The 25,293-nt window shown below is 72.4% G+C and carries 26 protein-coding genes; 13 read left to right on the top strand and 13 right to left on the bottom strand.

All coding sequences use genetic code 11. The features are described from left to right. Positions 1 to 14: 14 nt before the first annotated feature. The 4 genes from AQJ58_RS08285 to AQJ58_RS08300 are packed head-to-tail and all read left to right on the top strand — an operon-like array spanning position 15 to position 4,065. Entirely contained in the window at positions 15 to 2,675 is a 2,661-nt protein-coding gene (locus AQJ58_RS08285; protein ID WP_067246746.1) for a sensor histidine kinase, read from the top strand. A gap of 11 nt (positions 2,676 to 2,686) precedes the next feature. Next, positions 2,687 to 3,121 (top strand): roadblock/LC7 domain-containing protein, encoded by a 435-nt coding sequence (locus AQJ58_RS08290; protein WP_067247724.1) that lies wholly within the window; start codon positions 2,687 to 2,689, stop codon positions 3,119 to 3,121. Between the two features lies 1 nt (position 3,122). Next, complete coding sequence (locus AQJ58_RS08295) at positions 3,123 to 3,479, top strand: DUF742 domain-containing protein (RefSeq protein WP_055638740.1); 357 nt, start codon at positions 3,123 to 3,125, stop codon at positions 3,477 to 3,479. Beyond that, positions 3,466 to 4,065 carry a GTP-binding protein gene (locus AQJ58_RS08300; protein WP_067246749.1) on the top strand — a complete coding sequence of 200 codons (600 nt, stop codon included), beginning with the start codon at positions 3,466 to 3,468 and terminating at the stop codon, positions 4,063 to 4,065. The genes AQJ58_RS08295 and AQJ58_RS08300 overlap by 14 nt, the downstream gene beginning before the upstream one ends. On the opposite strand, the gene AQJ58_RS08305 is transcribed toward AQJ58_RS08300, so the two are convergent. The 3 genes from AQJ58_RS08305 to AQJ58_RS08315 form a co-directional block, all read right to left on the bottom strand. Then, positions 4,037 to 4,483 (bottom strand): ankyrin repeat domain-containing protein, encoded by a 447-nt coding sequence (locus AQJ58_RS08305; protein WP_067246752.1) that lies wholly within the window; start codon positions 4,481 to 4,483, stop codon positions 4,037 to 4,039. The genes AQJ58_RS08300 and AQJ58_RS08305 overlap by 29 nt on opposite strands. Before the next feature lie 128 nt (positions 4,484 to 4,611). Beyond that, on the bottom strand, positions 4,612 to 5,070 hold the full coding sequence (locus tag AQJ58_RS08310; protein ID WP_079078767.1) for an aromatic amino acid lyase: 459 nt from the start codon (positions 5,068 to 5,070) through the stop codon (positions 4,612 to 4,614). 22 nt (positions 5,071 to 5,092) lie between these two features. Then, positions 5,093 to 6,052: an ABC transporter substrate-binding protein gene (locus AQJ58_RS08315; protein WP_067246756.1), complete on the bottom strand. Its 960-nt coding sequence runs from the start codon at positions 6,050 to 6,052 to the stop codon at positions 5,093 to 5,095. A gap of 344 nt (positions 6,053 to 6,396) precedes the next feature. On the opposite strand from AQJ58_RS08315, the gene AQJ58_RS08320 reads away from it, so the two are divergent. The 4 genes from AQJ58_RS08320 to AQJ58_RS08335 are packed head-to-tail and all read left to right on the top strand — an operon-like array spanning position 6,397 to position 10,948. Then, positions 6,397 to 9,411, top strand: coding sequence for a sensor histidine kinase (locus AQJ58_RS08320; protein WP_067246759.1), 3,015 nt, complete (start codon positions 6,397 to 6,399; stop codon positions 9,409 to 9,411). Further along, positions 9,408 to 9,881 (top strand): roadblock/LC7 domain-containing protein, encoded by a 474-nt coding sequence (locus AQJ58_RS08325; protein WP_067246762.1) that lies wholly within the window; start codon positions 9,408 to 9,410, stop codon positions 9,879 to 9,881. The genes AQJ58_RS08320 and AQJ58_RS08325 overlap by 4 nt, the downstream gene beginning before the upstream one ends. Positions 9,882 to 9,912: 31 nt before the next feature. Further along, positions 9,913 to 10,362, top strand: a complete 450-nt coding sequence (locus tag AQJ58_RS08330) for a DUF742 domain-containing protein (RefSeq protein ID WP_067246765.1) — start codon at positions 9,913 to 9,915, stop codon at positions 10,360 to 10,362. Continuing rightward, a complete protein-coding gene (locus AQJ58_RS08335; RefSeq protein WP_067246768.1) occupies positions 10,349 to 10,948 on the top strand; it encodes a GTP-binding protein in 600 nt (199 codons plus the stop codon). The genes AQJ58_RS08330 and AQJ58_RS08335 overlap by 14 nt, the downstream gene beginning before the upstream one ends. 79 nt (positions 10,949 to 11,027) lie before the next feature. Here the strand turns inward: AQJ58_RS08335 and AQJ58_RS08340 are convergent, their stop codons facing one another. From AQJ58_RS08340 to AQJ58_RS08365, 6 genes are all read right to left on the bottom strand, one after another. Next, the gene (locus AQJ58_RS08340) at positions 11,028 to 11,696 is read right to left on the bottom strand and encodes an ABC transporter permease (RefSeq protein WP_067246770.1); all 669 of its coding nucleotides are present in this window, start codon (positions 11,694 to 11,696) and stop codon (positions 11,028 to 11,030) included. Next, positions 11,693 to 12,373: an ABC transporter permease gene (locus tag AQJ58_RS08345; protein ID WP_067246772.1), complete on the bottom strand. Its 681-nt coding sequence runs from the start codon at positions 12,371 to 12,373 to the stop codon at positions 11,693 to 11,695. The genes AQJ58_RS08340 and AQJ58_RS08345 overlap by 4 nt, the downstream gene beginning before the upstream one ends. After that, positions 12,370 to 13,521 carry an ABC transporter ATP-binding protein gene (locus AQJ58_RS08350; protein WP_067246781.1) on the bottom strand — a complete coding sequence of 384 codons (1,152 nt, stop codon included), beginning with the start codon at positions 13,519 to 13,521 and terminating at the stop codon, positions 12,370 to 12,372. Before AQJ58_RS08350 ends, AQJ58_RS08345 begins: the two co-directional genes overlap by 4 nt. Before the next feature lie 226 nt (positions 13,522 to 13,747). Beyond that, a complete protein-coding gene (locus AQJ58_RS08355) occupies positions 13,748 to 14,485 on the bottom strand; it encodes an FAD:protein FMN transferase (RefSeq protein WP_067246784.1) in 738 nt (245 codons plus the stop codon). 1 nt (position 14,486) lies between these two features. Next, positions 14,487 to 15,161, bottom strand: a complete 675-nt coding sequence (locus tag AQJ58_RS08360; RefSeq protein WP_067246786.1) for an FMN-binding protein — start codon at positions 15,159 to 15,161, stop codon at positions 14,487 to 14,489. Positions 15,162 to 15,171: 10 nt separating this feature from the next. Continuing rightward, on the bottom strand, positions 15,172 to 16,509 hold the full coding sequence (locus AQJ58_RS08365) for a ferredoxin reductase family protein (protein ID WP_067246788.1): 1,338 nt from the start codon (positions 16,507 to 16,509) through the stop codon (positions 15,172 to 15,174). Positions 16,510 to 16,661: 152 nt separating this feature from the next. On the opposite strand from AQJ58_RS08365, the gene AQJ58_RS08370 reads away from it, so the two are divergent. From AQJ58_RS08370 to AQJ58_RS08380, 3 genes are all read left to right on the top strand, one after another. Further along, positions 16,662 to 17,357, top strand: coding sequence for a response regulator transcription factor (locus AQJ58_RS08370; RefSeq protein WP_079078833.1), 696 nt, complete (start codon positions 16,662 to 16,664; stop codon positions 17,355 to 17,357). Then, positions 17,354 to 18,817, top strand: coding sequence for a sensor histidine kinase (locus AQJ58_RS08375; protein WP_067246795.1), 1,464 nt, complete (start codon positions 17,354 to 17,356; stop codon positions 18,815 to 18,817). Before AQJ58_RS08370 ends, AQJ58_RS08375 begins: the two co-directional genes overlap by 4 nt. A gap of 180 nt (positions 18,818 to 18,997) precedes the next feature. Further along, positions 18,998 to 20,056 (top strand): lysylphosphatidylglycerol synthase transmembrane domain-containing protein, encoded by a 1,059-nt coding sequence (locus AQJ58_RS08380; RefSeq protein WP_067246797.1) that lies wholly within the window; start codon positions 18,998 to 19,000, stop codon positions 20,054 to 20,056. 72 nt (positions 20,057 to 20,128) lie between these two features. Here the strand turns inward: AQJ58_RS08380 and msrB are convergent, their stop codons facing one another. The 4 genes from msrB to AQJ58_RS08400 all read right to left on the bottom strand — a co-directional run bounded on the left by msrB (position 20,129) and on the right by AQJ58_RS08400 (position 23,533). After that, the gene (msrB, locus tag AQJ58_RS08385) at positions 20,129 to 20,536 is read right to left on the bottom strand and encodes a peptide-methionine (R)-S-oxide reductase MsrB (RefSeq protein ID WP_067246800.1); all 408 of its coding nucleotides are present in this window, start codon (positions 20,534 to 20,536) and stop codon (positions 20,129 to 20,131) included. 13 nt (positions 20,537 to 20,549) lie between these two features. Next, the gene (gene murC / locus AQJ58_RS08390) at positions 20,550 to 21,935 is read right to left on the bottom strand and encodes a UDP-N-acetylmuramate--L-alanine ligase (protein WP_067246804.1); all 1,386 of its coding nucleotides are present in this window, start codon (positions 21,933 to 21,935) and stop codon (positions 20,550 to 20,552) included. 122 nt (positions 21,936 to 22,057) lie between these two features. Continuing rightward, the gene (locus AQJ58_RS08395) at positions 22,058 to 22,531 is read right to left on the bottom strand and encodes an indole-3-glycerol phosphate synthase (protein WP_107121992.1); all 474 of its coding nucleotides are present in this window, start codon (positions 22,529 to 22,531) and stop codon (positions 22,058 to 22,060) included. Between the two features lie 135 nt (positions 22,532 to 22,666). Next, positions 22,667 to 23,533 (bottom strand): pyrimidine reductase family protein, encoded by an 867-nt coding sequence (locus AQJ58_RS08400; protein WP_079078768.1) that lies wholly within the window; start codon positions 23,531 to 23,533, stop codon positions 22,667 to 22,669. On the opposite strand from AQJ58_RS08400, the gene zapE reads away from it, so the two are divergent. Both zapE and AQJ58_RS08410 read left to right on the top strand, forming a co-directional pair. After that, positions 23,532 to 24,677, top strand: coding sequence for a cell division protein ZapE (gene zapE / locus AQJ58_RS08405; RefSeq protein ID WP_067247731.1), 1,146 nt, complete (start codon positions 23,532 to 23,534; stop codon positions 24,675 to 24,677). The two genes, AQJ58_RS08400 and zapE, sit on opposite strands and share 2 nt — an antisense overlap. Positions 24,678 to 24,851: 174 nt before the next feature. Then, the gene (locus AQJ58_RS08410; RefSeq protein WP_067246807.1) at positions 24,852 to 25,256 is read left to right on the top strand and encodes a hypothetical protein; all 405 of its coding nucleotides are present in this window, start codon (positions 24,852 to 24,854) and stop codon (positions 25,254 to 25,256) included. Positions 25,257 to 25,293: the final 37 nt, after the last annotated feature.

Below are 25,293 nucleotides of genomic sequence, written 5' to 3' on the forward strand. Positions count from 1 at the left end.
ACCCTAGGACGACCATGTCTCCACGGACAGGTGCCCGGCGCCGGCGTCTCGGCTCCATACGTCTCTCCCTGATACTCCTGGCGCTGGTGCCCAGTGTCACGCTCGCCGCCATGTGGGGTGTGACGACGATCCAGATGTTCTCGGAGGGGATGCGGCTGCGCGCGCAGACCCAACTGAGCCGCTCCACCGGCGCGATGGGCACCGAGGCGGCGATCGCCCTCCAGCAGGAGCGCAGTCTGTCGGCCGTGTGGCTGGCCTCGGGCGGCGATGCCGCCCGCACCGCCCTGGACGCCCAGCGCAGGAGGACGGACACGGCGGTCGCGAAGCTGGTCTCCCGCGCCGACGACATCCAGCAGGCACCGGAACGGGTCAAGGACCAGCTGTACTCGGTCGTCGCCTCGGTGAGCAGCCTGGAGTACTACCGGGGCCAGGTGGACCATCCCACCGGCATCACCGCCGCACAGGCCCTGGACCAGTACACCTCGATCATCGACGTCCAGATCCACGCCTTCCAGGCACTCTCGCAGGTCGACGACGGCGACCTGACCTCGCAGGCCGGCCCGCTCGTCGCCCTGGAGCACGCGGCGGAGCTGGTGTCGGAGGAGGATCTCCGGCTGACCCTGGCCGGTCCCGAGGGACGGATGGACCAGAAGACCTGGGCGCAGTTCGTGCAGTTGGTGAACACCCGGCGCTGGCTGGTGGAGGACCAGATCGTCCCCTCCCTCACCGGGGCCGCGAAGACCGAGACCGAGAAGATCCTCACGAGCTACCAGTGGCAGATCCTGCAGTCCATCGAGGACAAGGTGCTCGCGGCCGGGGCCGAGCGGGACAAGAAGGGCCTGGTCGTCCTGCCGGACGTGCAGAAGCAGTGGCGGGCGGCGCTCATCGAGGTCTCCGACCAGTACGCGATGCTCATCCAGCGGCAGACCGTCTCGCTGCTCCAGAACAGCGCGGACGACGCGCGCGCACTGCTCATCAAGGCCGCCTCGCTGAGCGCCGGCGGTCTCGTCGCCCTGCTGCTGTGCGTCGGGATGTCCTGGCGGATCACCCGGTCGCTGTCCCGCCGGCTGCGCGGTCTGCGGATGGCGACACTCAGTCTGGCGCAGGAACGGCTCCCCGACGTGGTGGCGCGGCTGGACCGGGGGGAGACTGTGGACGTGGAATCGGCGACCCCGCCGCTGGACTACGGCGGCGACGAACTCGGCCAGGTGGCAACGGCGTTCAACGCGGCGCAGCGCACCGCCGTGCACACCGCGGTCGAACTCGCCGACACCCGGCGGGGTTTCCAGAAGGTCATCCTCGGTATCGCCCGGCAGAGCCAGAACCTGGTCAACCTCCAGCTCAGCAAGCTCGACGCGCTGGAGCGCACCCACCAGGACCCGGAGGTACTGAAGGGGCTGTACGAACTCGACTCCACGGCAAGCCAGTTGCGGCGGTACGAGGAGAACCTCGTCATCATCAGCGGGGGCCGGCCCGGGCGCAGCTGGTCGGAGCCGGTGGCGCTGATCGACATCCTGCGCAGCGCGGTCGGTGAGGTGGCCCAGTACCAGCGGGTGGAGGTGCATGCCGAGGAGGACCTCTACATCGCGCCGCCCGCGGTGGCCGACGTGATCCATCTGCTGGCCGAGCTGATCGACAACGCGACCTCGTACTCGCCGCCACCGAGTCCGGTGGCGGTGCGGGCCTCGACGGTGGCCAAGGGGCTGGCGATCGAGGTCGAGGACCGCGGTCTCGGTCTGTCCGAGGAGGACTACGAGTCCTTCAACGCGCAGTTGGCGGTTCCCCCGCAGTTCGACGTGGTGGCGCTCGCCGACGACCTGCGGCTCGGCATGTTCGTGATCGCCCGGCTGGCCACCCGGCACGGTATCGCGGTGACCCTGCGCCCCTCGCCGTACGGCGGTGTCACGGCGATCGTCCTGGTCCCGCACGACATCGTGGTCCGCGAGACCACCGCCCCGCTCCCCCCGGCCGCCGCCGAGCCGACCGGCCCCGAGCCGACCCGCTCGGAGCCGACCGCCGCCGACCCGGCCGCCGCCGAGCCGGTCGACACGATCCGCAGACTGTCCGAGGCCCTGCGGAGGTTCCCGGACGAGCAGGCGCCGGTCCCGGCCGACGGGACGGACGAGGTACCTGCCGAATCCGGTACGGCCGTGCGGCGTGCCGGTGCCGACGAGCCGCCGCCCCCGCCCACGCCCACGCCCACGCCCACGCCCGGGCCGGACCCCGAGCACGCCCGTCCCCACGGCGAGCGCCCCGCACCGCTGCCGCGACGCGACAAGGCCGCCGCCATCCAGGAGGCCTCCGCACCGGCGGGCGGCCCGAGGAACACGACCCGCACCCCGGCGTACCCGGCCGCACCCGCGGCCGCACCCGGGCTCGCGACCGCCGGTGCCGGGGCGCGGCCGGCCGGGCTCAGGCCGTTGCCGCAGCGCGTTCCGCAGACCAGCCTCGCCGCCGAGTTGCGGGAGGAGGCGCCGACCTGCGAGGAGGACGGCTTCCCCGACGACTTCACCGCCGAGCGCGCGGCCTCCTCCCTCGCCGGTTTCCAGCGCGGCACGCTCCAGGCCCGTGACCACGAGGACGCCGATGCCGACAGCGCCGTACCCCCGCCCGGTCCGGCGGTCACCGCCGCAGGCGCCACCCAGACCCCGACCCCGCCCGCCGACCGCTCATGAAGGACACCGCGATGACACACTCCATCCCCGCCACGAACACCCAGCTCGACCAGTTGCTGACCGGCCTCGTGGACCGGGTGGCCGATGTGAACCAGGCCGTCGTGCTCTCCGAGGACGGGCTGGTCGTCAGCAAGTCGACCGGGTTCCTTCGGGAGGACGCCGAGCGGCTCGCGGCGACCGCCTCGGGTCTGATGAGCCTGAGCAAGGGCGTCAGCATGGACTTCCGCGGCGGCCCGGTGCGCCAGGCGCTCATCGAGATGGCCAACAGCTACCTGATCCTCACCTCGGCGGGCCCGGGCGCCCATCTGGTGGTGCTGGCCGGCTCGCACGCGGACGTCGGTGTGGTCGCGTACCAGATGAACATGCTGGTGAAGAAGATCGGCGAGCACCTGAGCGCGGCACCGCGGACCGGTATCGGTCCCGCCGTCCACGGCAACGGCGGGTGAGGTGAGCCAAGGCGACGAAGCGGGCCGGCTCGTCAGGCCGTTCACCCTCACCGGTGGGCGGACCCGGCCGAGCCGAGCCGACTTCACGCTCATCACGACGGTGACGGCGGTGGACCCGCCGCCCGAGCGGGCCGCGCGGCCGCAGCCGGAACACGCCCGGATCCTGCGGCTGAGCGCGCGTCCGGTGGCCGTGGCGGAGCTCGCGGCCCATCTCGACCTGCCGGTGAGCGTGGTCGTCATCATGCTCTGCGATCTGCTGGAGGCGGGCCTGATCACGGCCCGGCCGCCCCGTTCCGTCTCCGGCGCCGCGGATCTGGACCTGCTGCAGAAAGTGAGGGACGGCCTTGGCCGGATCTGAGCTCACCGCGGGCGCGGTCGCGGCGCCCGACGCGGTGAAGATCCTCATCGCCGGCGGCTTCGGCGTCGGCAAGACCACCATGGTCGGGTCGGTCAGCGAGATCGCCCCGCTGCGCACGGAGGAGCCCCTGACCGTCGCCGGTCTGGAAGTCGACGACCTGAAGGGCATCGAGCAGAAACGGTCCACCACCGTGGCCCTCGACTTCGGACGCATCACCATGGGCGACGACCTGGTGCTGTATCTGTTCGGCACCCCGGGTCAGCAGCGGTTCTGGTTCATGTGGAACGACCTGGCCGTCGGGGCGCTCGGGGCGGTGGTCCTGATCGACGTGCGCCGGCCGGAGTCGAGTTTCGCGGCGATCGACTTCTTCGAGCGCCGGCGCATCCCCTTCGTGGTCGCGGTGAACGGCTTCCACGGGGAGCACCCCTATCCGGCGGAGGAGATCAGGGCGTCCCTGGCGCTGCCGGAGGGCGTCCCGGTGCTGCTGTGCGACGCGCGGGAGCGGGAGTCGTGCCGGGACGTGCTGATCGCCCTGATCGACCGGGTGATCGCCGATGTCACCCTGGGGTCGGGCCCGGCTCGCTGAGCAGTCCGCCGACGGCGGCCCGCAGGAGGTCGGCCGTCTCCGGGTGCGGGCCCCTCAGTGCCCAGCGCAACGGCGTCCAGCCGGTGCCGTGGTCCTCGCGGAGCGTGGGGTCGGCGCCATGAGCCAGTAGCACACGGACCGTGTCGGTGTGGCCCCAACAGGCCGCCGCGCACAGGGGAGTCCCCTCCGCGCCGGGGCCGGCACTCTCGGCGTCGGGCGGCGCGCCGGCCGCCAGCAGGCTGCGGGCGATACCGGCCGAGCCATCGACACAGGCCGCGTACAAGGGAGTCGTACCGTCGGCGTCGGGTGCCGCGGGGTCGGCACCGGCCTTCAGCAGGCGGTCGACACGCGCGCCCTCGCCGCAAAGGACCGCTGCCGCGAGGGACTTGGTGAGTTTCTTGCGCCGTCTTCTGTTCACGGCCGCCGAGGGTAGCCGGGACGCGACCTTCCACCGCACGGCGGACTCGCGGACTCGACGTGGTCGTCGTTCCGCTCGTACGACGACCCCAGGTGGGCTGCTGAGCAACGGGCGGTGGTCGTGCCCCGTCACAACTGCGCCGGCCCAGGCAGCAGTTCGGCTGCCGCGGCCAGGTCCGCGGTCAGCGGGCGGTCCTCCGTGCCGAGGGGCAGGGCGGCTGTCGCCAGGGTGAAGGCGGGGACCGGCGGCGGCACCGGCCGCATCCGCAACGCGCGTACGTCGGTGACGAGCCACGCGGGCAGCACCGCCCCGCCGCCGCCCGCGTGGCTGCGCAGCAGCCTGAGGCCGTGGCCCTCGTCGCCCTCCTCGACGCTCACCGAGCGGTGCGCGCCGACGCCGGTGCCGCGGCCGTAGAGCCGTCCCTGGGCGGCGAGGCGCTGGGCGGCCCGCCAGGAACGCACGGCCCGTTCGCGGGCCTCCGGGGCCACCGCGGGCACGGCCTCACCGTCGGCGAGCGCGACGAGCTCGCCGACGGTGAGGCCGGTGCCGGTCAGGACGACCGGCACGGGGTCGGACGGCGTTGCCAAGGACGGAAGGCGGCGAGGAACGTCAGTCGAGGCCCACGGACTTCAGCCAGGCCTTCGCGACGTCGAGCGGGTCCTTGCTCTCCAGCTGCACCTGCGAGTCCAGGTCCAGCAGGGTCTTGGTGTCCAGCTTGGCGGAGACGGCGTTGAGCGCGTCCACGCCCTCGTCCGACAGCCCGCTCTTGTAGACCAGGGGCGTCACGTTCGCGAAGCCGAAGAGGTTCTCCGGGTCCTGGAGGACGACGAAGCCTTCCTTGGTGATGGTCGGGTCGGTGGTGAAGATGTCCGCGGCCTGCACGGTGTTCTTCTTCAGCGCGGCCTGGGTGAGCGGGCCGCCGGCGTCGAGCGCCTTGAAGGACTTGAACTTCAGGCCGTACACCGACTCCAGGCCCAGCATGCCCTGCTGACGGGTCTGGAACTCGGGCGAACCGCCGAGCACCAGGTCGGGCGCGATGGCCTTGAGGTCGGCGAGGGTGGACTCGGAGGTGAGCTTGTACTGGTCCGCGGTGGCCTTGTTGACCGTGACGGAGTCCTTGTCCTCGGCCGGGGAGGACTCCAGCAGCGTCAGCTTGGGGTCGAGCTTGGCCTTGACCGCGGCGTTCACAGTCGCGAGGGACTTCTGCTCGGCCTTCGCGTCGAGGTAGGCCAGCAGCGAGCCGTTGTACTCCGGCAGGACGGTGATGGAGCCGTTCTTGAGGAGGCCGTACGTGGTCTCGCGGCTGCCGATGTTGGGCTTGTAGGACACCTTGATGTCCTTGGCCTTGAGGGCCTCGCCGTAGATGTCGGCGATCAGGATGCTCTCGGCGAAGTTGTTGGAGCCGACGACGACGGTCCCGTTGTCCGCCTTGTCCCCCGCGAGCGGGTCGGACTTGCCGTCGGAGGAGCCGCATCCTGCGAGCAGGGCCGTCGCCGCGGCGAGCGCGACGACAGCCGCGCCGGTGTTCCTGAGGGACCTGGACCTACTGCTGTGGGCGTTGGAAGTCACGGTTCCGTTCCGAGCTCTGGGGGGCGATGAGGAACTGACGAGGCAGGAGCCTGGCCTGATCCAATCCATCCCGTTCTTCATCAGTCAAGAGCACTTCTGTTACCGATTCGCTTCGTTTCATGGTCAGTTGCGTAGTCTTTGAAAGCCCTTCCTGGAGGTTTAGGGGGCCCTTCGTAATGGATTCTTGACGTAGGGCGACGTGCTCGATCGATCAGAGAAGCGATATCGTCGCCGGGGTCGGCAGCGGCCACGGCTGTGTGCGGGGACCACTCGGATACCGCTTGCTCACATTCGGCCACGCGCGTGGCCCGGCACGCCCGCACCACCCCTTCGAAGGAGGCCCGGTGTCCACGAAAGAGGTGGACGCGCCCGCCCGGTCAGCGACTTCGGCACCGTCGTCCGTGCGCCGGGGCCTGCGGAACTTCGCCGACCGGTGGCCCTTCCAGCGCAAGCTGAACCTGCTCGTCGGCATCCCGCTCGGGGTCATCGCCCTGATGCTGGCGTACTTCTTCACCGAACTGGTACAGGAGTCCAACCAGGCCGAGGACGCCGCCCAGCTGGTGCGCGACAGCACCCAGGTGGCCAGGCTGGTCTCGGACCTGCAGAACGAGCACCAGCAGGCGATCCTGCTCTCGGTGCGGCACCAGGCGACCTTCGACGGCGGCACGCCCTCCACGAACGCCTACCGCAAGGCCCAGCTCGCCGTGGACGACCAGGTACGCAAGGTGGTCGACGCCTTCGGCGACCGGCTGCCGGACAGCGAGGCACAGGCGCTGCGCGGGATCGAGGGCCTGGCGGGTCTGCGGACCACGATCGAGCAGGGCTATCTGCCCGCCGACAACATCGACCCGGCCTACTCCGGTGCCTCGGACGCCGTCATCGACGGACTGGGCCTGGACCGCGACACCAACCTGGCCAGCACCTTCACCGGAAACCTGCTCGACTCGCTGCTGCGCGCCGACGCCGCCCACGGCGCCTACGAGACCGGTGTGTTCTCCGCGCGCACCGGCGACAGCAACGCGCTCATCGAGTACACCGGCGCGGTCGGCTCGTACGAGCTGTACACCTACCAGGCCGACCGCTTCGGCCGGTTCGCCACCGCGGCCCAGGCCGACGAGCTCGGCGGCGTCGAGCACAACTCCGCGCAGGCCTCCATCAGCCAGCACTTCGCCGAACTGGCCGTCGACCCGAGCGCGTTGCAGGCAGAGTCCCAGGCGGACATCCGCAAGGCGTTCCGGGCGGCCCTCGCCTCGTACCCGGACTACAGCGCGCAGGCCCAGGCCCGGCTGAGGATCACCACCTCGCTGATCGACCAGATCGCCGACCGCGCCGACGACGCCTCCGTCAGCGCCCAGTGGCGGGCCGGTCTGCTGCTCAACCTCGCGCTGGTCTGCTTCGCCCTGTGGATCGCGTTCTCCGTCCTCGTACGGCGCTCCGTGGTGCGCCCGGTGCTGGCCCTGACGGGTGCCGCGCAGGAGGTCGCCGACGTCGCCGGGCGCGAGCTCGCCCGGGTCGCCGACGACGACGCCGAGGAGACCGGCTCGCCGCGGCTGCGCGAGCTGCCGGTCACGGCGGACGACGAGATCGGTGAACTGGCCGAGGCCTTCAACAACGTACAGACGACCGCGGCGGCGCTGCTGGAGCGCCAGGTGCTCAGCCGGCGCAACGTCGCCGAGATGTTCGGCAACGTCGGCCGCCGCGTCTCCAACCTGACGACCCGCCAGCTCGCCCTGATCGACTGGGTGGAGCGCGGGGAGACCGACCCGGCGCTGCTGGAGCGGCTCTACTCCATCGACCACATCGCCGTCCGCCTGCGCCGCAACGCCGACAGCCTGATGCTGCTGGCCGGCATCCGCGAGACCGCCCTCGCCTCCGGTCCGACCGAGCTGACCAACGTGGTCCGGGCCGCGCTCGGCCAGATCGAGGGCTACCGGCGGGTGCAGCTCCACGCCCGCGGTGAGGCCGTCGTCGAGCCCGACATGGTCGGCGACCTCACGCTGATGATCGCCGAACTCCTGGAGAACGCCGTGTCGTTCTCGCCGGAGGGCAGCCCTGTCGAGGTGCGGGTCGGCTCCGACCAGGGCGGTGCCTCGATCACCGTCTCCGACCACGGCCTCGGCATGAGCGCCGAGCGGCTCGCGGAGGAGAACGCGCGGCTGGTGCGCCGTGAGCGGCTCGACCTGGTGCCGACGAAGGTGCTCGGTCTGTTCGTGGTCGGCGCGCTGGCCCGCCGCTGGGACGTCGACGTCACCCTCACCCGTACCCCGGGCGGCGGCGTGACCGCCGAGGTCCGCATCCCGGCGACGCTGCTGCTGACGCTCAGCGAGGTCGGTGCGCCCACCGCCGCGGCCCAGTCCCTCCCGGCCCCGTCGGCGCCCGCCGCCGGTCCCTCCCCCGCCGCCGCGGCCTCCCCCACGGCTCAGGACGCGACCTCGCTCCCCCGCCGGGTGCCGCGCCGCGAGCAGCCCTCCTGGGCCGAGCGGGACCCCGAGCCGGCAACGGCGACAGCGACAGCGACGGCGTCCGAGGGCGCGGACCAGGAGGCGGCGGCGAGGGCCCTCCCCCGCCGGTCGGCCAAGGCGTCCGCCCCGGCACCGGCCACCGACACGGCCACGTCGAACGGCACCCCGGCCTCCGGCGGACGGACGACGACCTGGGCCTCCGCGTCCGCGGACGGAGGCACGGCTTCCCGGGAGCCCGCGTCGGCGCACGACGGCCGTACGACGGACCCGGCCACCGCGTCGACACCCGACAGCCGTACGACGGACCCGGCCACCGCGTCGGCGCACGACGGCCGTACGACGGACCCGGCCACCTCGCCGCCGCACGACGGCCGTACGACGGACCGGACCACGGCGTCGACACCCGACAGCCGTACGACGGACCCGACAGCCCCGACGGCCGCGTCGGCGCACGACGGCCGGGCGGCCGCGGCAGCGGCCGCGGCGACCGGCGGACCGGGCCCGGCAGACGCCTCCGGCGCCGGATCCGGTGGCGGGCCGGGTGGCGCCCGGGTGCCCGTCGAGGACCACGCCCGTACCCCCGACCCCGCCGGTCCGGCCGTCCCCGCGGCCGCCCTCGGCGAGGTACGTCCGGCCGCCGCCGAGGGGGCCCGCCCGCTGCGGCGGCGGGTGCGCGGGGCCACCCTGCGGACCACTGTGGACGCCTCCGCCGCAATGGCGCGGCAGGCGGCGCGGCCCGCGGACGCGGATGCCGTGCGCAGCGCGCTGGAGGAGTTCGAGGCGGCCGTGGAACGCGCCCACCGCGACACCGACGGCTCGCACGACCGACGGGTCCCGGACGACCACCGGAACCCCCCGCACCACCAGAACCACCTTCCGGAAGGAGCCGAGCAGTGAGCACGTCGACAGGTGGAACCACCGGAGACACCACGCCGACCGATCTGCGGGCTGCCGCAGCCGACTTCACGTGGCTGCTCAACCGTTTCGCCACCGAGACCGCGGGGGTCGTGGACGCCATCGCGGTGTCCTCCGACGGCCTGCTGATCGCGGTCTCGGAGCTGCGCGAGCACGCCGACTCCGAGCGCCTCGCGGCGATCGTCTCCGGCATCACCAGCCTGGCCGCGGGCGCCTCCGGCAACTACGGCCTGGGCGGTCTGAACAAGGTCATCATCGATCTGGAGGGCGGTCACGTCCTGGTCTCCGCGATCGGCAGCGGCGCCGTCCTCGGCGTGGTCACCGACAAGGAGGCCAAGCTCGGCAACATCGCCTACGAGATGACCGTGTTCGCCAACCGCGCCGGTGCCGCGCTGAGCCCGCAGCTCGTCCTGGAGCTGAAGAACAGCGTCGGCGCCACCCGGACCCGCTGACCGCGGCCACCGGCAGAGGAAGCGGACACCGATGGCGGACGGCCAGAGCCCGCACGGCCTCGGCGAGGAACCCCTCGCCCCGGCCGGCCCGGTCGGCCCCGCGCCCGCGGTACGGCCCTTCCTGGTCACCGCCGGCCGGGTCGCGGGCGCGGGCGAGGCCGCGTCCGGACGGGCGATGCCCGTGGAGACCCAACTGGTGGCGACCGCCGAGGGGATCGACGCGCTCGACCGGCTCTCCTTCGAACAGCACGACATCGTGGCCGCCTGCCGGGTGCCGCAGTCCATCGCGGAGATCGCGGCGCGGCTGCGGCTGCACCTGAACGTGGTGCGGGTGCTCGCCGAGGACCTGCGCTCGGTGGGACAGCTCTCGGTGCACGTGCCCGACTCCGGCGTCACCCATGACGCGTCCGTCCTGCGCAGGGTTATCGATGGCCTGCGGGCCATCCCCGACTCCCGGGGGGTACTCCGTGACTCCGACTGAACCGCTCGCCCGTCCGGCCGCCGGCCAGGCCGCCGTACGGCCGCCGCTGCCGGTGAAGCTGGTGATCGCGGGCGGCTTCGGCGTGGGCAAGACCACCGCCGTCGGCTCCATCTCCGAGATCGAGCCGCTCACCACCGAGGCGGCCATCACCGAGGTCGCGGCGGGGGTGGACGACCTCAGCCACACCCCGCGCAAGACCACGACCACCGTGGCGATGGACTTCGGCTGCATCACCATCGACCCGACGCTGAAGCTGTACCTGTTCGGCACGCCCGGTCAGGAGCGCTTCGGCTTCATGTGGGACGACATCGTGGAGGGCGCGGTCGGCGGCCTGGTCATCGTCGACACCCGCCGGCTCGACGACTGCTACGCCGCCGTGGACTACTTCGAGCACCGGCAGATCCCGTTCGCGGTGGCCGTGAACGCCTTCGACGGCAAGGTCGACCACTCGCTCGAGGAGGTCCGCTGGGCCCTCGACGTCTCCGACGGCGTGCCGGTGCTCGTCTTCGACGCCCGGGAGCGCGGCTCGGTGCGGGACGCCCTGCTGGTGGTGCTGGAGCAGGCGCTCGCCCGCAGCGGCGGGTGATGCTCCGCGTACCTGCGGTGGTGGGGAACTGCGGGCCGGTTGTGGCCGGTCGCGCAGTTCCCCGCGCCCCTGACTGAGGTCAGCTGCTTCGACGTACGCCGGGAGAGACCGCGGCCCGGGCCACCGCCCAGAACAGCCCCAGGGTCGCCAGGGCCATGGCCGCGACCAGGGCGGCGCCGCCCACGACCTTCTCGTAGTCGTGCTGGTAGAGCCCGTCGACGATGTAGCGGCCGAGGCCGCCGAGACCGACGTACGCGGCGATGGTGGCCGTGGAGACGATCTGGATGGCCGCCGAGCGCAGGCCGCCGAGGATCAGCGGGAGCGCGACCGGGAGTTCCACCTGGAGCAGGATCCGGGTCTCCGACATGCCGATGCCGCGCGCGGCGTCCACCGGGGAGCGGTCGACGGAGCGCACCGCCTCGTACGTGGTGACGAGGATCGGCGGGACGGCGAGGACGACCAGGGGGATCATCACCGGCAGCATGCCGAAGCCGGCGATGATGACGATGAGCACCAGCAGGCCGAAGGTGGGCAGGGCCCGCGCGGCGGTGGCGATCAGGGTGAGGGTGTTGCCGCCCTTGCCGTAGTGCCCGGTGACCAGGCCGACGGGCAGTCCGATCAGCGCGGAAAGACCGAGCGCCTCCAGGGAGTACTGGAGGTGCTCCACCAGTCGGGTGGGGATGCCGTCGTAGCCCGACCAGTGGGCGCCGTCGGTGAAGAAGGAGGTGATGAAGTGCAGGACGTTCACCGGGCTGTGGCCTCCTTCCGGGTGCGGGTCGCGCCCGATCCGCTCGGCATCCAGGGGGTGAGCAGGACCCGTAGGCCGACCAGCAGGGCGTCCACCAGGACGGCGAGGGACGCCGTGGTGAGCACGGAGTTCCAGGCCAGTTCGGGCCGGTTGTAGATCTGCGCGTCGTGCAGCAGGTTGCCGAGCGCGCCCTGGTTGCCGATCAGCATGCCGACGCTGACCAGGCTGATGCTGGAGACCGTCGCCACCCGCAGTCCGGCGACGATCGCGGGCGTGGCGATCGGCAACTGGACCTGGAGGTAGCGGCGTACGGGCCCGAAGCCCATCGCGGTCGCCGCGGCGAGGGTCTCCTGCGGCACCGAGCGGACGCCGTCGACGATCGCCGGGACCAGCACGACGAGGGTGTAGACGGTGAGCGGGATCATCACCGTCAGTTCGGTCTGGCCGGTGTAGTCGATGAGGACGACGAAGAACGCGAGCGAGGGGATGGCGTAGAGCACGGTCGTCACCCACAGCACGGGCGGGTACAGCCAGCGCAGCCGCACGCAGAGCTGGGCGATGGGCAGGGCCAGCAGCAGGCCGCCGAGGACCGGCAGCAGGGCCTCGCGCAGATGGAGTCCGACGAGACCGATCCAGTCGTGCTGGAGGTCGCTGGGGAGGTCGAAGAAGCGGTTCATCGCACGGCCTTCGGCAGGCCGGAGCCGGTGGTGCCGCCGACGCCCGGGGCGGCCTCGTGCGCGCCGCGGATCGCCTCGGCGATGGCGGTCTGGGAGACGACACCGGTGGCGCGGCCCTCGCCGTCCACTGCGACGGCCCAGCCGGCGGGCGAGAGCACGGCGCAGTCGAGGGCGGAGCGCAGCGAGTCCTCGCCGGCGACGAACGGCCGTCCGTGGCCGAGGAGCCGGCCGGTGTCGATGCTCCCCGCGGTCAGGGCGTCCGGCTCGCTCCAGCCGAGCGGCTTGCCGTCGATGCCGGTGACGAGGAGGTAGGGGGCGCCCTGGGCGGCGCGGGCGATCTGCTCGGCGGTGGCGTCGACGGCGACGATCGGCGCGGTGAGCAGGTCGAGTCCGGCGGCGGAGAAGAAGGACAGCCGGCGGATGCCGCGGTCGGCGCCGAGGAAGTCCTCGACGAACGCGTCGGCCGGGTTCGACAGCAGCTCGGCGGGCGGCGCGTACTGGGCGAGCCGGCCGCCGGTGCGCAGCACCGCGACCATGGTGCCGAGCTTGACGGCCTCGTCGATGTCATGGGTGACGAAGACAATGGTCTTGCCCAACTCGTCCTGGATGCGCAGGAGTTCGTCCTGGAGTCCCTTGCGGACGACGGGGTCGACGGCGGAGAACGGCTCGTCCATCAGCAGCACCGGCGGGTCGGCGGCGAGCGCCCGGGCGACGCCGACGCGTTGCTGCTGGCCGCCGGAGAGCTGGTAGGGATAGCGCGTGGCGAGGGTGGCGTCGAGTCCGACGCGTTCCATCAGCTCGCGGGCCCGGGAGCGGGCCCGGTCCTTGGTCCAGCCGAGCAGCCGGGGCACGGTGGCGATGTTGTCGACGATCGTGCGGTGCTGGAAGAGCCCGGCGTTCTGGATGACGTAACCCATCGAGCGGCGCAGGGTGTTGACCGGCTGCCGTCGGCTGTCCTGGCCGTCGATCCAGATGGTGCCCTCGCTGGGCTCGACCATGCGGTTGATCATCCGCAGGGTCGTCGTCTTGCCGCATCCCGAGGGGCCGACGAGGACGGTGATCGCGCGGTCCGGTATCTCAAGGGAGAGCCGGTCGACCGCCACCGTGCCGTCCGGGTACCGCTTGGTGACTGAATCTATCCGTATCAAAACGCCGAACACCCTTCGGGTCTGGCCGTTCCCGCCCGCTCTCGACCTCGAGAGTCCGGACCGTTGCGGGGAGAGTCTAGACCGGTCGCGTTTCAGCCGTACGGCGGGTGTATGGCGCGCTTCACCCCTCCAGAGACGGCACCCGTCATCAGGTCAGTCGCCTCCGCCGCCGCCCCCACAACCACCACCACAGGAGGAAGTCGAGAGCTTCGGTTCCCCGGACCGGCTAGGCGGCGGCCGGCTGTCCCGCCGTCGGGAATCCCGGGGTACGCAGCACACGGCCGCCCTCGAGTACCGCGAACACCTCGCAGCCCGCCCGGCCTGCCGCCCACTCCACGCCCGGCGCGCCCTGCGCGAACGCCGCCGTGGCGACGGTGTCCGCGAGGGTGAGGGTCGGGGCGACGACGGTGAGGCTGTCGAGGCCGGTGACGGGCAGGCCCGTACGACCGTCGAGGATGTGGTCGCCGCGCTCGTAGCGGGCGGAGGTGGCGACCGCCGCGTCCGTCAGCTCCAGCACCGCGCAGACCTGGTCGGCGAGATGGGGATGCCGTACGCCGACCCGCCAGGGGCCGCCCGAGACGACCACGTCGCCCCCGGCGTTGAGGCAGAAGCGGCTGAGCCCGGCGCCGGTCAGCAGCTCCGCCGCCCGCTGCACCGACCAGCCCTTGACCACCGCGCAGGGGTCGAGGCCCCGCCCGGGCAGCCGTACGTCGAAGGCGCCGCCGGTGGCGACCCGGTACTCCTCGCACAGGCCGAGCACCTCGGCGAGATCGGCGCTCACCTCCTCGCCGGACAGCTCGCCCCGGTCCAGCCGGGACACCTCGCTCTCCGCCTTGAAGGGGCTGAACCGCTCGTCGACCTCCCGCAGCCAGGCGAAGACGGCGTCCACGACGCCCTCCGGCGCCCGGTCGTCGTCGATGCGCAGGGACACGGGGAAGCCCATGACGTGCTCGACCCGGTGCATGTCAGGCACCCTTCGCGTCGATCGCGGCCTGGAGGGACTCCCGGTAGCCGTCGCTGGTGATCGTCGCGCCGGAGACGGTGTCGATGTCCGCGCTCTGCGCCCGAAGCGTCTCCGCGACCAGCTTCGGCACCGCCGCCGTCGTCTGCGGATGGTTCGGCTGCTTCAGCATCTTCACCGCGGCGATCCTGTCACCGTCGTAGGTCACCTGGACCTGGACGTCACCCTTCTCCGTGGGAACCGTCGTCCCCGTGAAGGTGGTACCCGAGGCCGACGGGGACGCCGACGCGGCGGACTCCTCCTGGTCGATCGCGGCCTGCAGGGACTCCTTGTAGGCGTCGCTGGTGATCGTCGCGCCGGAGACGGTGTCGATGTCCGCGCTCTGCGCCCGAAGCGTCTCCGCGACCAGCTTCGGCACCGCCGCCGTCGTCTGCGGATGGTTCGGCTGCTTCAGCATCTTCACCGCGGCGATCCTGCCGCCGTCGTAGGTCACCTGGACCTGGACGTCACCCTTCTCGGTGGTCACGGTCGTGCCCGTGAAGGTGGTGCCCGAGGACGAGGTGGAGGGGGAAGAGCCGGCGGCGGACGAGGCCGTGGAGGTGCCGGTGGAGGGTTCGTAGCGCCAGACGGGGATCAGGCCGACCACGGACAGGACAAGAACGGGGATTGCTCGCTTCACGTCGTCTCTCTCATCCCGCCAGGCTGAAACGCTCGAAGTGGATCTGCGGCCCGGGCACGGCCAGCTCGCGCAGGGAGCCCAGCACCGCGTCCATCATCCGCGGCGGCCCGCACAGGAAGACGTCCCGCTCGGCGATGTCCGGCACCAGCGCGGCCAGCGCGCCCGGCGCCAGCCGGTCCGGCACCGGCGCACCGGTGACCAGGTGCAGCTCGGCGCCCTTGGCGGCGGCGAGGTCGCGCAGCTCGTCGTAGAGGACGGCGTCGCGCTCGCCGCTGACGCGGTAGATGACGATCGCGTGGCCGTCGATCTCCTCCAGCAGCGCCCGGATGGGGGTGACGCCGACGCCGCCGGCGATGAGCAGGGACTCGGAGCGGGTGCGGTGCATCGCGGTGAAGGCGCCGTAGGGGCCCTCGGCGAAGACGCGGGTGCCGGGCTTGATGTGGCGCAGGCCCGCGGAGCCGTCACCGGCGGCCTTCGCGGTCAGCCGCAGCCGGGTGCCGTCGGGGGCGGCGGACAGGGAGAAGGGGTTCGCCTGCCACCAGCGGTCCTTCGTCAGGAAGCGCCACAGGAAGAACTGGCCGGCCCGGGCGGGCAGCTTGTCCAGGTCGCGGCCGGTGATGTAGACGGACACGACGTTGTCCGACTCGGGGACGACCTTCTCGACGCGCAGCTGGTGGCGCCAGTTGCGCCACAGCGGCAGGACCGCCCGGCCGAGGACCACCGAGCCGAGCGCGACGCCCCAGACGCCGTACCAGTACGCGGTGGCGGCCAAGGACGCGGTGAACGTCGTACCGACCGCGACCTGGTGGGTGAAGGCCAGCACCACGGCGACGTACGTGTACAGATGCACGAAGTGCCAGGTCTCGTAGGCGAGTCGGCGGCGGGCCCAGCGGGCGGAGGCGCCGCCGACGACCAGGATCAGCACCATGGCGACCGCGGCGCGCAGCACGCCCTCGACGGTCTCGGCGAGGTCGACGAGCTGGCTGACCGGGTCGAGGGAGGAGGACTGGGCGTAGCCGAGGGTGATGAACACCACATGCCCGACCAGGGTCCACAGCAGACCGAAGCCGGTCCAGCGGTGCCAGTTGGTCAGCCGGTCCATCCCGATCCGGCGGTCGAGCCAGGGCAGCCGGGCCACCAGCAGCAGCTGAAACGCCATCAGCAGCGCGCCGTACAGACCGGCGAACCGGCCGATCACGACGAGTGCGTTGGCGGTGAATCCCGCCTGCACGGCGAAGAGGGTCACGACGGCCGCGTTGACGGCCAGCACGGTGTACAGCCCGGCGCGGGCCACTACTTTGGGACGTAGCGCCGTGGGGGGAACGGGGGGCGACTGGACGGTCGTCACGGACGGAAACTCCTCGATCGGGTCCTCAGAGCACTGAGCTTCCCCGTGCATTGCTGTCGGTTCGCTGTCGTACAACTTTCAAGAGTTTATCGATCCGCGCGCGGGCCGGATACGGGGCCGGAGCCGGGGCGCGGGTGGCGCACTATGAGTGGGTGGAAAAAGTACGACTCCTCGTCGTGGACGACGACCCGCCGATCGCCGACCTCGTGGCGACGGTCGCCCGCTACGAGGGCTGGAGCGCGGTCACCGCGAACTCCGGTGAGGAGGCCCTGCGCCGCGCCGCCGAGTTCCATCCGGACATCGTGGTGCTCGACCTGATGCTGCCCGACATCGACGGCTTCGGCGTCCTGGACCGGCTGCGCCGGTCGGGGACCATGGTGCCGGTGGTGTTCCTCACCGCCCGGGACGGGGTCGCGGACCGGGTCGCGGGACTGACCCGGGGCGGGGACGACTACCTGGTGAAGCCGTTCGCGGTGGAGGAGTTGATGGCCCGGCTGCGGACCGTGCTGCGGCGCAGCGCCGGGCCCGGTTTCCAGCGCTCGGTGCTGCGGGTCGCCGACCTGACGATGGACGAGGACACCCGCGAGGTCCGCCGCGCCGGGAAGCTGCTGACGCTCACCCCCACCGAGTACGAGGTGCTGCGCTACCTCATGCGCAAGTCGCCGACCGTGCTGACGAAGGCACAGATACTCGACCACGTCTGGGAGTACGGCTTCGGCGGCCGGTCCAACGTGGTGGAGCTGGTGGTGAGCCGGCTGCGCCGCAAGCTGGACGCCACCGGCGACGATCCGCTGATCCAGACGGTACGGGGCTTCGGGTACGTCATCCGGCAGGCGGCGGCCGAGTGATCGGCCGACTGCGGCGGACGTACCGCGGGATGCGGCTCGGCACCCGGCTGGCGCTGGGCCTCGGCGCGCTCGCCCTGATGGTCTTCGCGGTCGTCGGCACCGCGCTGACCACCTCCATGCGGGACTACCTCTCGGCCCAGCTCAACGAGCAGCTCGCGATCGCCCAGGTCGCCCAGTCCAAGAGCATCGTCGAGTCCGGCAGCCTGACCGGGAAGAAGTACTGGGGCTGGTACTACGCCGTGTACGACGTGCGCGACGGCACGCCCGTGCTGCGCAAGCCGGAGGAGCCCGGCGACGTGCCCGAGGACGTCACCGACCTCACCGCGCTGGCCCGGGAGCAGGCCGTCACCGGCCACGAGGTGGTGGGCACCGCGCATCTTCGGGGCGACGGCGTGTACCGGCTGCGCGCCTGCAAGGTGGAGCCGGGGGTGATCCTGGTCAGCGGGGCGCCGATGGAGGACATCGACAACACCGTCCAGCGCCTGATCACCATTCAGGTCGTCACGTTCGCGCTCGCGCTCGCGGCACTGGTCGTCTTCGGGCGGGCCATGCTGCGGCGCGGCCTCCAGCCGCTCAGCGACATGGTGTACACCGCGCACGGCATCACCTCGCACGACCTGACCGAGTCGGCGTCCCGGCTGCCGCTGCGCGCCGACCGCCCGGGCGGCGGCTCGGAGGTGGAGGAGCTGCGCACCGCCTTCAACACCATGCTGGAGCACATCGACGACTCACTCGCCGTGCGGGCGCAGGCCGAGCAGCGGCTGCGCCGGTTCGTCGCGGACGCCTCGCACGAACTGCGCACCCCGCTCATGTCGGTACGCGGCTACGCGGACCTCTTCCAGTACGCGGCCGCCAACGCCCCCGAGGAACGCGACAAGCACCTGGCCCGGCTGCGCGCCGAGGCCGCCCGGATGGGGGTCCTCCTCGACGACCTCCTGCTGCTGGCCCGGCTGGACGCGGCCGAGGTGGAGACCCCGCTCAGGATGGAGTCCGCCGATCTGGTGGAGCTGGTCGGGCAGGCCGCCGACGCCTTCCGCGCGAGCCACCCCGGTCACCCGCTGACCCTCGTACCCGGCCCGGACGCCGTCCCCCTGCGGATGGACCCGCACCGCATCCGCCAGGTCCTGGACAACCTGCTGACCAACGCGGCCGTGCACACCCCGCCCGGCACCCCGGTGAGCATCGAGGTCTCCGTCTCCGCCGCCACGGCCCTCGTCCGGGTCGCCGACCGGGGCCCCGGCATACCGCCGGGCGACCGGGACCGGGTCTTCGACCGCTTCTACCGCGTCGACAAGGCCCGCAGCCGCGACCGCGGCGGCAGCGGACTCGGGCTGGCCGTGGCCCGCTCCCTGGTCCGCGCGCACGGCGGCACGCTGGAACTCGCCGAGAGCCCCGAGCCCACCGCCTTCCTGCTGACCCTGCCCCTGGGGCGCACCCGAACGGCGGCACCGACGGGATGACCCGCACCCGGTCAGGGCAGAACTCCCACAGCCGTACCGCACCCGGTCGCCCCTCCGTCCGCACCACGTCGGCTCCCGGACACCACGCCGTCACACCGGAGGGGAAGCTTCTCCCCCGTCCCCTCCCCACCCAGGGCCTGTACGGCGCCGCCGTGGCGCCGCGGAAGGACGACGTGCGCCGTGACCCTGCTGCCGCTCGACACCCCTGCCTCCTCGTCCCCTCCCCCGACACCGCCGACACCGGCGTCCGCGCAGACTCTGCCGAACCCGCCGACAGCCTCGACCGCGCCCTCGGGCCGCCGTCTGCTGACCACCGCGACCGGCCGCCGGGTCCTCAGTCTGCTGCCGCTGCTGTTCCTGGCCCTGTGGGCGGCGCTGGACTGGTCCGCGGTCCGTGACGGCTTCACCAGACTGACCACGGCCGACCCGTGGTGGCTGCTCACGGGCCTGCTCCTCACCTATCTGGGCGCCCTCGCCGCGGCGTGCGTCCGCCAGGGCGCGGTACCGGACCGTCTGCCTCCGGGGCCCCTGGTGCTGTCCCAGATCGCCGCGGGCGCCGCGAACCACGTGCTGCCGGCGAGCATAGGAGCGCACGCCGTGACGGTCCGTTTCCTCCGGCGCCAGGGCATCCCGCTCCCCCGCGCCACGGCCTCGATCGCCCTGTACTCCCTGGCCAGAGCGTTGGCGAAGCCCCCGGTCGTCCTGGTCTTCCTGCTCCTGGCCCCGGCCTCGATCCCTCCGGCCCGGCTGCTTCCCGACGGGCGCAGCCTGATCCTGGCGGTGACAGGCATCCTGCTCATCCCGGTCGCCGCGGCGGCGCTGTCCCTGATCCGCCCCCTGCGCCGCCCCGCGCTGGACTACGTCCGCACCGCCCTCACGGACGCCCGGCACCTCCACACCCGCCCGTCCCGCTTCCTGCCCCTGTGGCTGGGCGCGGCGGCGGCACCGCTGATCCAGGCGAGCGTGGTCGCCTCGGTGGGCAAGGCCCTGGACCTCCCCCTGACCTGGCCCCAGCTCCTGTTCGCGTTCCTCGCGGCGAGCACGGCGGCGGGCGCCGTCCCGGCCCCGGGCGGCATCGGCCCGATCGACGCGGCCCTGGTCCTCACGTTGGCCGGCTACGGAACCCCGCTCAGCCTCGCCACCGCCACGGTCATCGGCTACCGCACCCTGACGGTCTGGCTCCCGCTGATCCCCGGCACGCTGGTCCTGTCGGGCATGGTCCAGCGCGAGCTGCTCTGACGGTGCGCGGGGCCGACGCGGCTGCACGCCGTGCCCCGGGCCGGCCTCGGCCCGCGGGCCGAGGCCGGATGATCAGCCCTCGTCCGGCGTCAGGCGCAGGGAGATCGAGTTGATGCAGTAGCGCTGGTCGGTGGGGGTCGCGTACCCCTCGCCCTCGAAGACGTGGCCCAGGTGGGAGCCGCAGCGGGCGCAGCGGACCTCGGTGCGGAGCATCCCGTGCGAGCGGTCCTCGATCAGCTCGACCGCGTCGGTGTCCTTCGGGTCGAAGAACGACGGCCAGCCGCAGTGCGAGTCGAACTTGGTGGTGGAGGTGAACAGTTCGGCGCCGCAGGCGCGACAGGAGTAGACGCCCTCGGTCTTGGTGTCGGTGTACTCACCGGTGAAGGCGGGCTCCGTCGCGGCCTGGCGCAGCACGGCGTACTCGGTCGGTGTCAGCTCCGCCCGCCACTGCTCGTCCGGCTTCTCGACGTCGTACGACACGATTCTCAGCCCCTCAGTTCGAAAGACGGTCCAGAATGCGCGGGCCCAGGTCCGTCACGTCACCCGCGCCCATCGTGAGAACGAGATCACCGGGCTTCGCCATTCCCGCGACGACGGAGGGCACCTCGTCCTTGTCGTGCACGGCCGTGACGTCCGCGCCGGCCGCCCGGGCCGCGTCGATGATCAGCGCGCTCGTCACCCCGGGGACCGGGTCCTCGCGGGCCGGGTAGATGTCGAGCACGACCGAGGCGTCGGCCAGGGCCAGGGACTGTCCCATCTCCGTGCCGAGCTCCTGCGTCCGGGAGAACAGGTGCGGCTGGAAGACGACCAGGATGCGGGCGTCCCCGGCCGCGGCGCGCATCGCCTCCAGGTCGGCGGTCATTTCGGTGGGGTGGTGGGCGTAGGAGTCGATCACCTGGACGCCCGCCGCCTCGCCCTTGAGCTGAAGGCGCCGCTTGACGCCCGTGTACGCGGCGATCGCGGGCGCGAGTTCGGCGGCGGGGACACCGAGCGCGGCCCCCGCGGTCAGCGCGGCGACGGCGTTGAGCGCGTAGTGCCGGCCGGGCACGGACACCGTGAAGGTGATCTCCCGTCCGTCCAGGACCACCGTCACGAGGCTCTTGAGCCCCTGCGGTACGACCGACAGGACCCGGACGTCGGCGTCCTCGGCCTCGCCGTACGTCACCACCCGCACGCCCTCGACCCGCCGGGTCAGTTCACGGGCGCCCGCCTGGTCGGCGGAGACCACCAGCGTGCCGCCGGGCACGATCTTCCCGGCGAACGTCTCGAAGGACTCGTAGATCTCGTCCATCGAGGCGTAGTTGGCGTGGTGGTCCAGCTCCACGTTGAGGACGATCGCGACCTCGGGGGCGTACTTGTGGAAGCTGCGGTCCGATTCGTCCGCCTCGGCGACGAAGATCTCGCCGTCGCCGTGCAGCGCGTTGGAGCCGGGGGCGTCCAGGTCGCCGCCGATCGCGTAGGACGGCCGCAGGCCCAGCTCGGAGAGCGAGACCGCCAGCATGGACGTCGTGGTGGTCTTCCCGTGGGTGCCGGCGACCGCGATCGGGCGCAGGCCCTCCATCAGGGCGGCCAGCGCGTCGGAACGGTGGACGACCGGGATGCCCCGTTCGGCCGCGCGGGCCAGCTCGGGGTTGTCCGCGCGGATGGCCGAGGACACGACGACACAGCTCGCGTCGTCGGCGAGGTGCTCCGCGGCGTGCCCGATGTGGACGGTGGCCCCGAGCGCCCGCAGCGCCGCCGCGGTCTCCGACTCCTTGGCGTCACTGCCGGCCACCTTCGCCCCGCGCTGCGCGAGGATCTTCGCGATCCCCGACATCCCGGCGCCGCCGATGCCGATGAAGTGCGGGCGGTCCATGGCGGAAGGAAGGCCGGCTGCCATGCGTGATCTCCAGGGGTGCGTACGACGGTGGATCCGCCCCAGCCTATTGCGTCGCCGGGACCGTCCCACCCCAGGGGCGCGGGACCGCGGCGCTCCGCGGCTCCGCGCCGAACGCCCGCGGACTACGTCTTGCTGTGCGAGAAGAGCTTCAGCACCGGTACCCCCACCTTGTGGCGGGCCCGGGAAGCCCAGTCCCGGTGGAAGAACTCCTCGACGTAGTGCGGATCGGTCAGCACGATCACCTCGTCCGCCTCCACCTCCTCCACGAGCGACTTCAGCGCGTCCAGCGGGTGATCCTCGACCAGCCGCCCCGCCGCCGAACTGCCCGAGGCGTGCAGCGCCCGCAGGGACACCTCCAGCGCCCGCTCCCCGAACCCCTTCGCCTCCTCCCCCTCCGGCGTCTCCCGCTCCCGGGCCGCCTCGTCCAGCTCGCCGAGGGCGACGTCGTCGATGGCCCGCAGCAGTCGGTCCGCCTGGTCGCCGCGCGGCTGGAGCAGGACGTGGAAGGCGACGTCCTCGTCCCCGTGCAGGGTGGTGACGAACTCCACGTCGGCTGAGGTCAGTGCCTTCTCGATCATCAGAACGCTTGTGAACACCGGACGCCGCCCCTTCTGCGGAAACCATCCTGCCCCGTGATCTCACGGGGACTGCGAGTCTTAGTGTGCCCACCCGAAGCTAACCGGAACGATTCGTTCCGCCATTTTCGGGACCCCCGGTACCACTGACCGATTTCAAGGCCGCCGGTAGCGGCCGAAGAGGAAACCCCCCTCCTCCAGGAGGGACACCAGTGCGAACCGCTGGGGCACCGGGACCGGGGGTCCGCCCGCGATGCGCTGCGCGCCCCCCGCCGTGAGCATCGGGGAGACGGTCAGACACAGCTCGTCCAGTACCCCGGAGGCGATGAACTGCCCGAGCATCCGGGGGCCGCCCTCGGTCAGCAGCCGGGTGTGCCCCAGCTCGGCGAGGGCCGCGACGGCCCGCGCGGGGTCGACCCCCATGCCGTCACCGGCGATCAGCACCCGCGCCCCCGCCTTCTCGGCCGCGGCCACCTTGTCGGGGGCGGCCGCGGCGCCGGTCAGCAGCAGGGTCGGCACCGGCGGCGAGGTGAACAGCGGCAGCGAGAAGTCCAGGTCCAGGCTGGCGGTGACCACGGCGATCGCGGGCGCGGGCCCCTGTCCGGCGGCCTCCCGCCGGCCGGCGAACTCCGCCCGCGCGCGGGCCGGGCGGTACCCCTCCTGCCGTACCGTTTCGGCACCCACGACCACCACGTCCGCGAGCCCCCGCAGCGTGCCGAAGATCCGCATGTCGGCCGCGGTGGAGATGGGCTGGGAGCGCCCGTCGTGCTGGGCGGCGCCGTCGAGCGTGGAGACCATGTTGGCCCGCAGCCAGGGCCGCGGCTCCCCGGGTGCGGGCTCGGGGTAGGCGTAGGCCTCGGCGAGCTCGTCGAGGCTCCACTCCCGGTCCTCGGTCAGCGGGACGGACAGCGGGGCGGACGTCGGGGCGGCCGCCGGGTCGGTGGCCGGCCCGGCCGCCGGGGCGGGTGTCCGGTCGGGTGTCCGGTCGGGTGTCTGGTCGGTCACAGGGAACAGCCGTCGCATGCCTCGCAGTCTGGCACGCGGATTAGCATGGGGAACCGTGTCGTCCTCCACCCCTTCCGCCCCTGTCGACGAGATAGCCGACGCGGCCCCGCTGTCCCTGTGCGCCCTCGAGCCGTACGTCCCGGCGGACCGGCTGGTCGCCGAGATGGTGCCGCCGCCCCGCTTCGACTCGGTGCGCTTCCGCACCTATCTCCCGGATTCGAACCAGCCCAGCCAGAGCGCGGCCGTGTCGGTCCTGGAGGGCTTCGCGGGCGGGCTCGGCGGGGCGCACGCCGTGGGCGGCGCCCGGCGCGGGTTCCTCGGCTTCGGCAGGGCGAAGGCGCCCAAGGCACCCGCCGGTCCGCGCGGGGTCTACCTGGACGGCGGCTACGGCGTCGGCAAGACCCACCTGCTCGCCTCCCTGTGGCACGCCACCCCGGCCGAGCCCGAGCTGAAGGCGTTCGGCACCTTCGTGGAGCTGACCAACCTGGTCGGCGCCCTCGGCTTCCAGCAGACGGTCCGCACGCTCTCCGGGCACCGGCTGCTGTGCATCGACGAGTTCGAGCTGGACGACCCGGGCGACACCGTGCTCGTGTCGTCCCTGCTCGGCAAGCTGGTCGAGGCGGGGGTGGCGCTGGCCGCGACCTCCAACACGCTGCCGGGCAAGCTCGGCGAGGGCCGGTTCGCGGCCGTCGACTTCCTGCGTGAGATCCAGGGCCTGTCGGCGCACTTCCGCACCCTGCGCATCGACGGCGAGGACTACCGCCACCGCGGCCTGCCCGAGGCTCCGGCGCCGTACTCCGACGACCAGGTGACGAAGGCGGCGTACGCCACCCCGGGCTCCTCGCTGGACGACTTCCCGCACCTCCTCGACCATCTCTCGCGGGTCCACCCGAGCCGTTACGGAGCGCTCACCGACGGCCTGACGGCGGTGTGCCTCACCGACGTCCGCCCGGTGCCGGACCAGTCGACCGCGCTCAGGCTGGTGGTCCTGGCCGACCGGCTCTACGACCGCGAGGTCCCGGTGCTGGCCTCCGGGCTCCCCTTCGACCGGCTGTTCAGCGAGGAGATGCTGAACGGCGGCTACCGCAAGAAGTACTTCCGGGCGATCTCCCGGCTCACCGCGCTGGCCCGGGACGCGAAGCGGCTCGCCGAAGCGGTCTAGCCGAGCCCGTCCAGAGGGAAATCACGCCACATCACCCTCGCTTTTGAGGCGCACTTCTTCTCGAAACGCGGAGTTAACCCTGCAAACAACTTTGCAGGGTTAACGTGTTTCTTGACCAACCATTGACCAGTCATTGGTCCGTACTAGACGTGCGCGCAACGGGGAGGGGGGTACATGTTCCGAGGTGCGACGGCCCGGACCGCACTCGCGCTCCTCGCCGCCGTCCTGCTCGCCCTCCCGTTCTTCGCACCCACGCCGTCCTTCGCACACGCGCATACCGTGCGTCAGGTCGAGGCCAAGACCAAGACCGGAATCCCACCCGCAGGCAAGCCGCTGCGCGACGAGCTGGTCACGGTCCGCGACTGCGGTCACCGCGGCCCCGCGGACCCCCTGCGCCCCATCGACCGGCACCGCGCCACCGCCGGCTCCGCCGCCACCCCCCAGGAGCCGGAGCGCGCCCTGCTGGCGCTGGATCCGGCGGCCGAGCATCCACCGGCCCGCCCGGCCGGCCCCCATCACCGCTCGTCGAGATCCTCGGCGGGCCACTCCCCGGCGGCGCTCCAGGTGTTCCGCTGCTGAGGACGACTCCTCTGCTCGCCGAGCGGAGACCTGCTCA

The organism is Streptomyces sp. DSM 15324 (genome assembly GCF_001514285.1).
GTDB lineage: Bacteria > Actinomycetota > Actinomycetes > Streptomycetales > Streptomycetaceae > Streptomyces.

Bases quoted from the DNA above. Each gene is read 5' to 3' on its own strand.
- AQJ58_RS08285 (WP_067246746.1), top strand. From the start codon at position 15: ATGTCTCCACGGACAGGTGCCCGGCGCCGGCGTCTCGGCTCCATACGT.
- AQJ58_RS08290 (WP_067247724.1), top strand. From the start codon at position 2,687: ATGACACACTCCATCCCCGCCACGAACACCCAGCTCGACCAGTTGCTG.
- AQJ58_RS08330 (WP_067246765.1), top strand. From the start codon at position 9,913: ATGGCGGACGGCCAGAGCCCGCACGGCCTCGGCGAGGAACCCCTCGCC.
- AQJ58_RS08345 (WP_067246772.1), bottom strand. From the start codon at position 12,373: ATGAACCGCTTCTTCGACCTCCCCAGCGACCTCCAGCACGACTGGATC.
- AQJ58_RS08355 (WP_067246784.1), bottom strand. From the start codon at position 14,485: ATGCACCGGGTCGAGCACGTCATGGGCTTCCCCGTGTCCCTGCGCATC.
- murC (WP_067246804.1), bottom strand. From the start codon at position 21,935: ATGGCAGCCGGCCTTCCTTCCGCCATGGACCGCCCGCACTTCATCGGC.
- zapE (WP_067247731.1), top strand. From the start codon at position 23,532: ATGCCTCGCAGTCTGGCACGCGGATTAGCATGGGGAACCGTGTCGTCC.
- AQJ58_RS08400 (WP_079078768.1), bottom strand. From the start codon at position 23,533: ATGCGACGGCTGTTCCCTGTGACCGACCAGACACCCGACCGGACACCC.
- AQJ58_RS08410 (WP_067246807.1), top strand. From the start codon at position 24,852: ATGTTCCGAGGTGCGACGGCCCGGACCGCACTCGCGCTCCTCGCCGCC.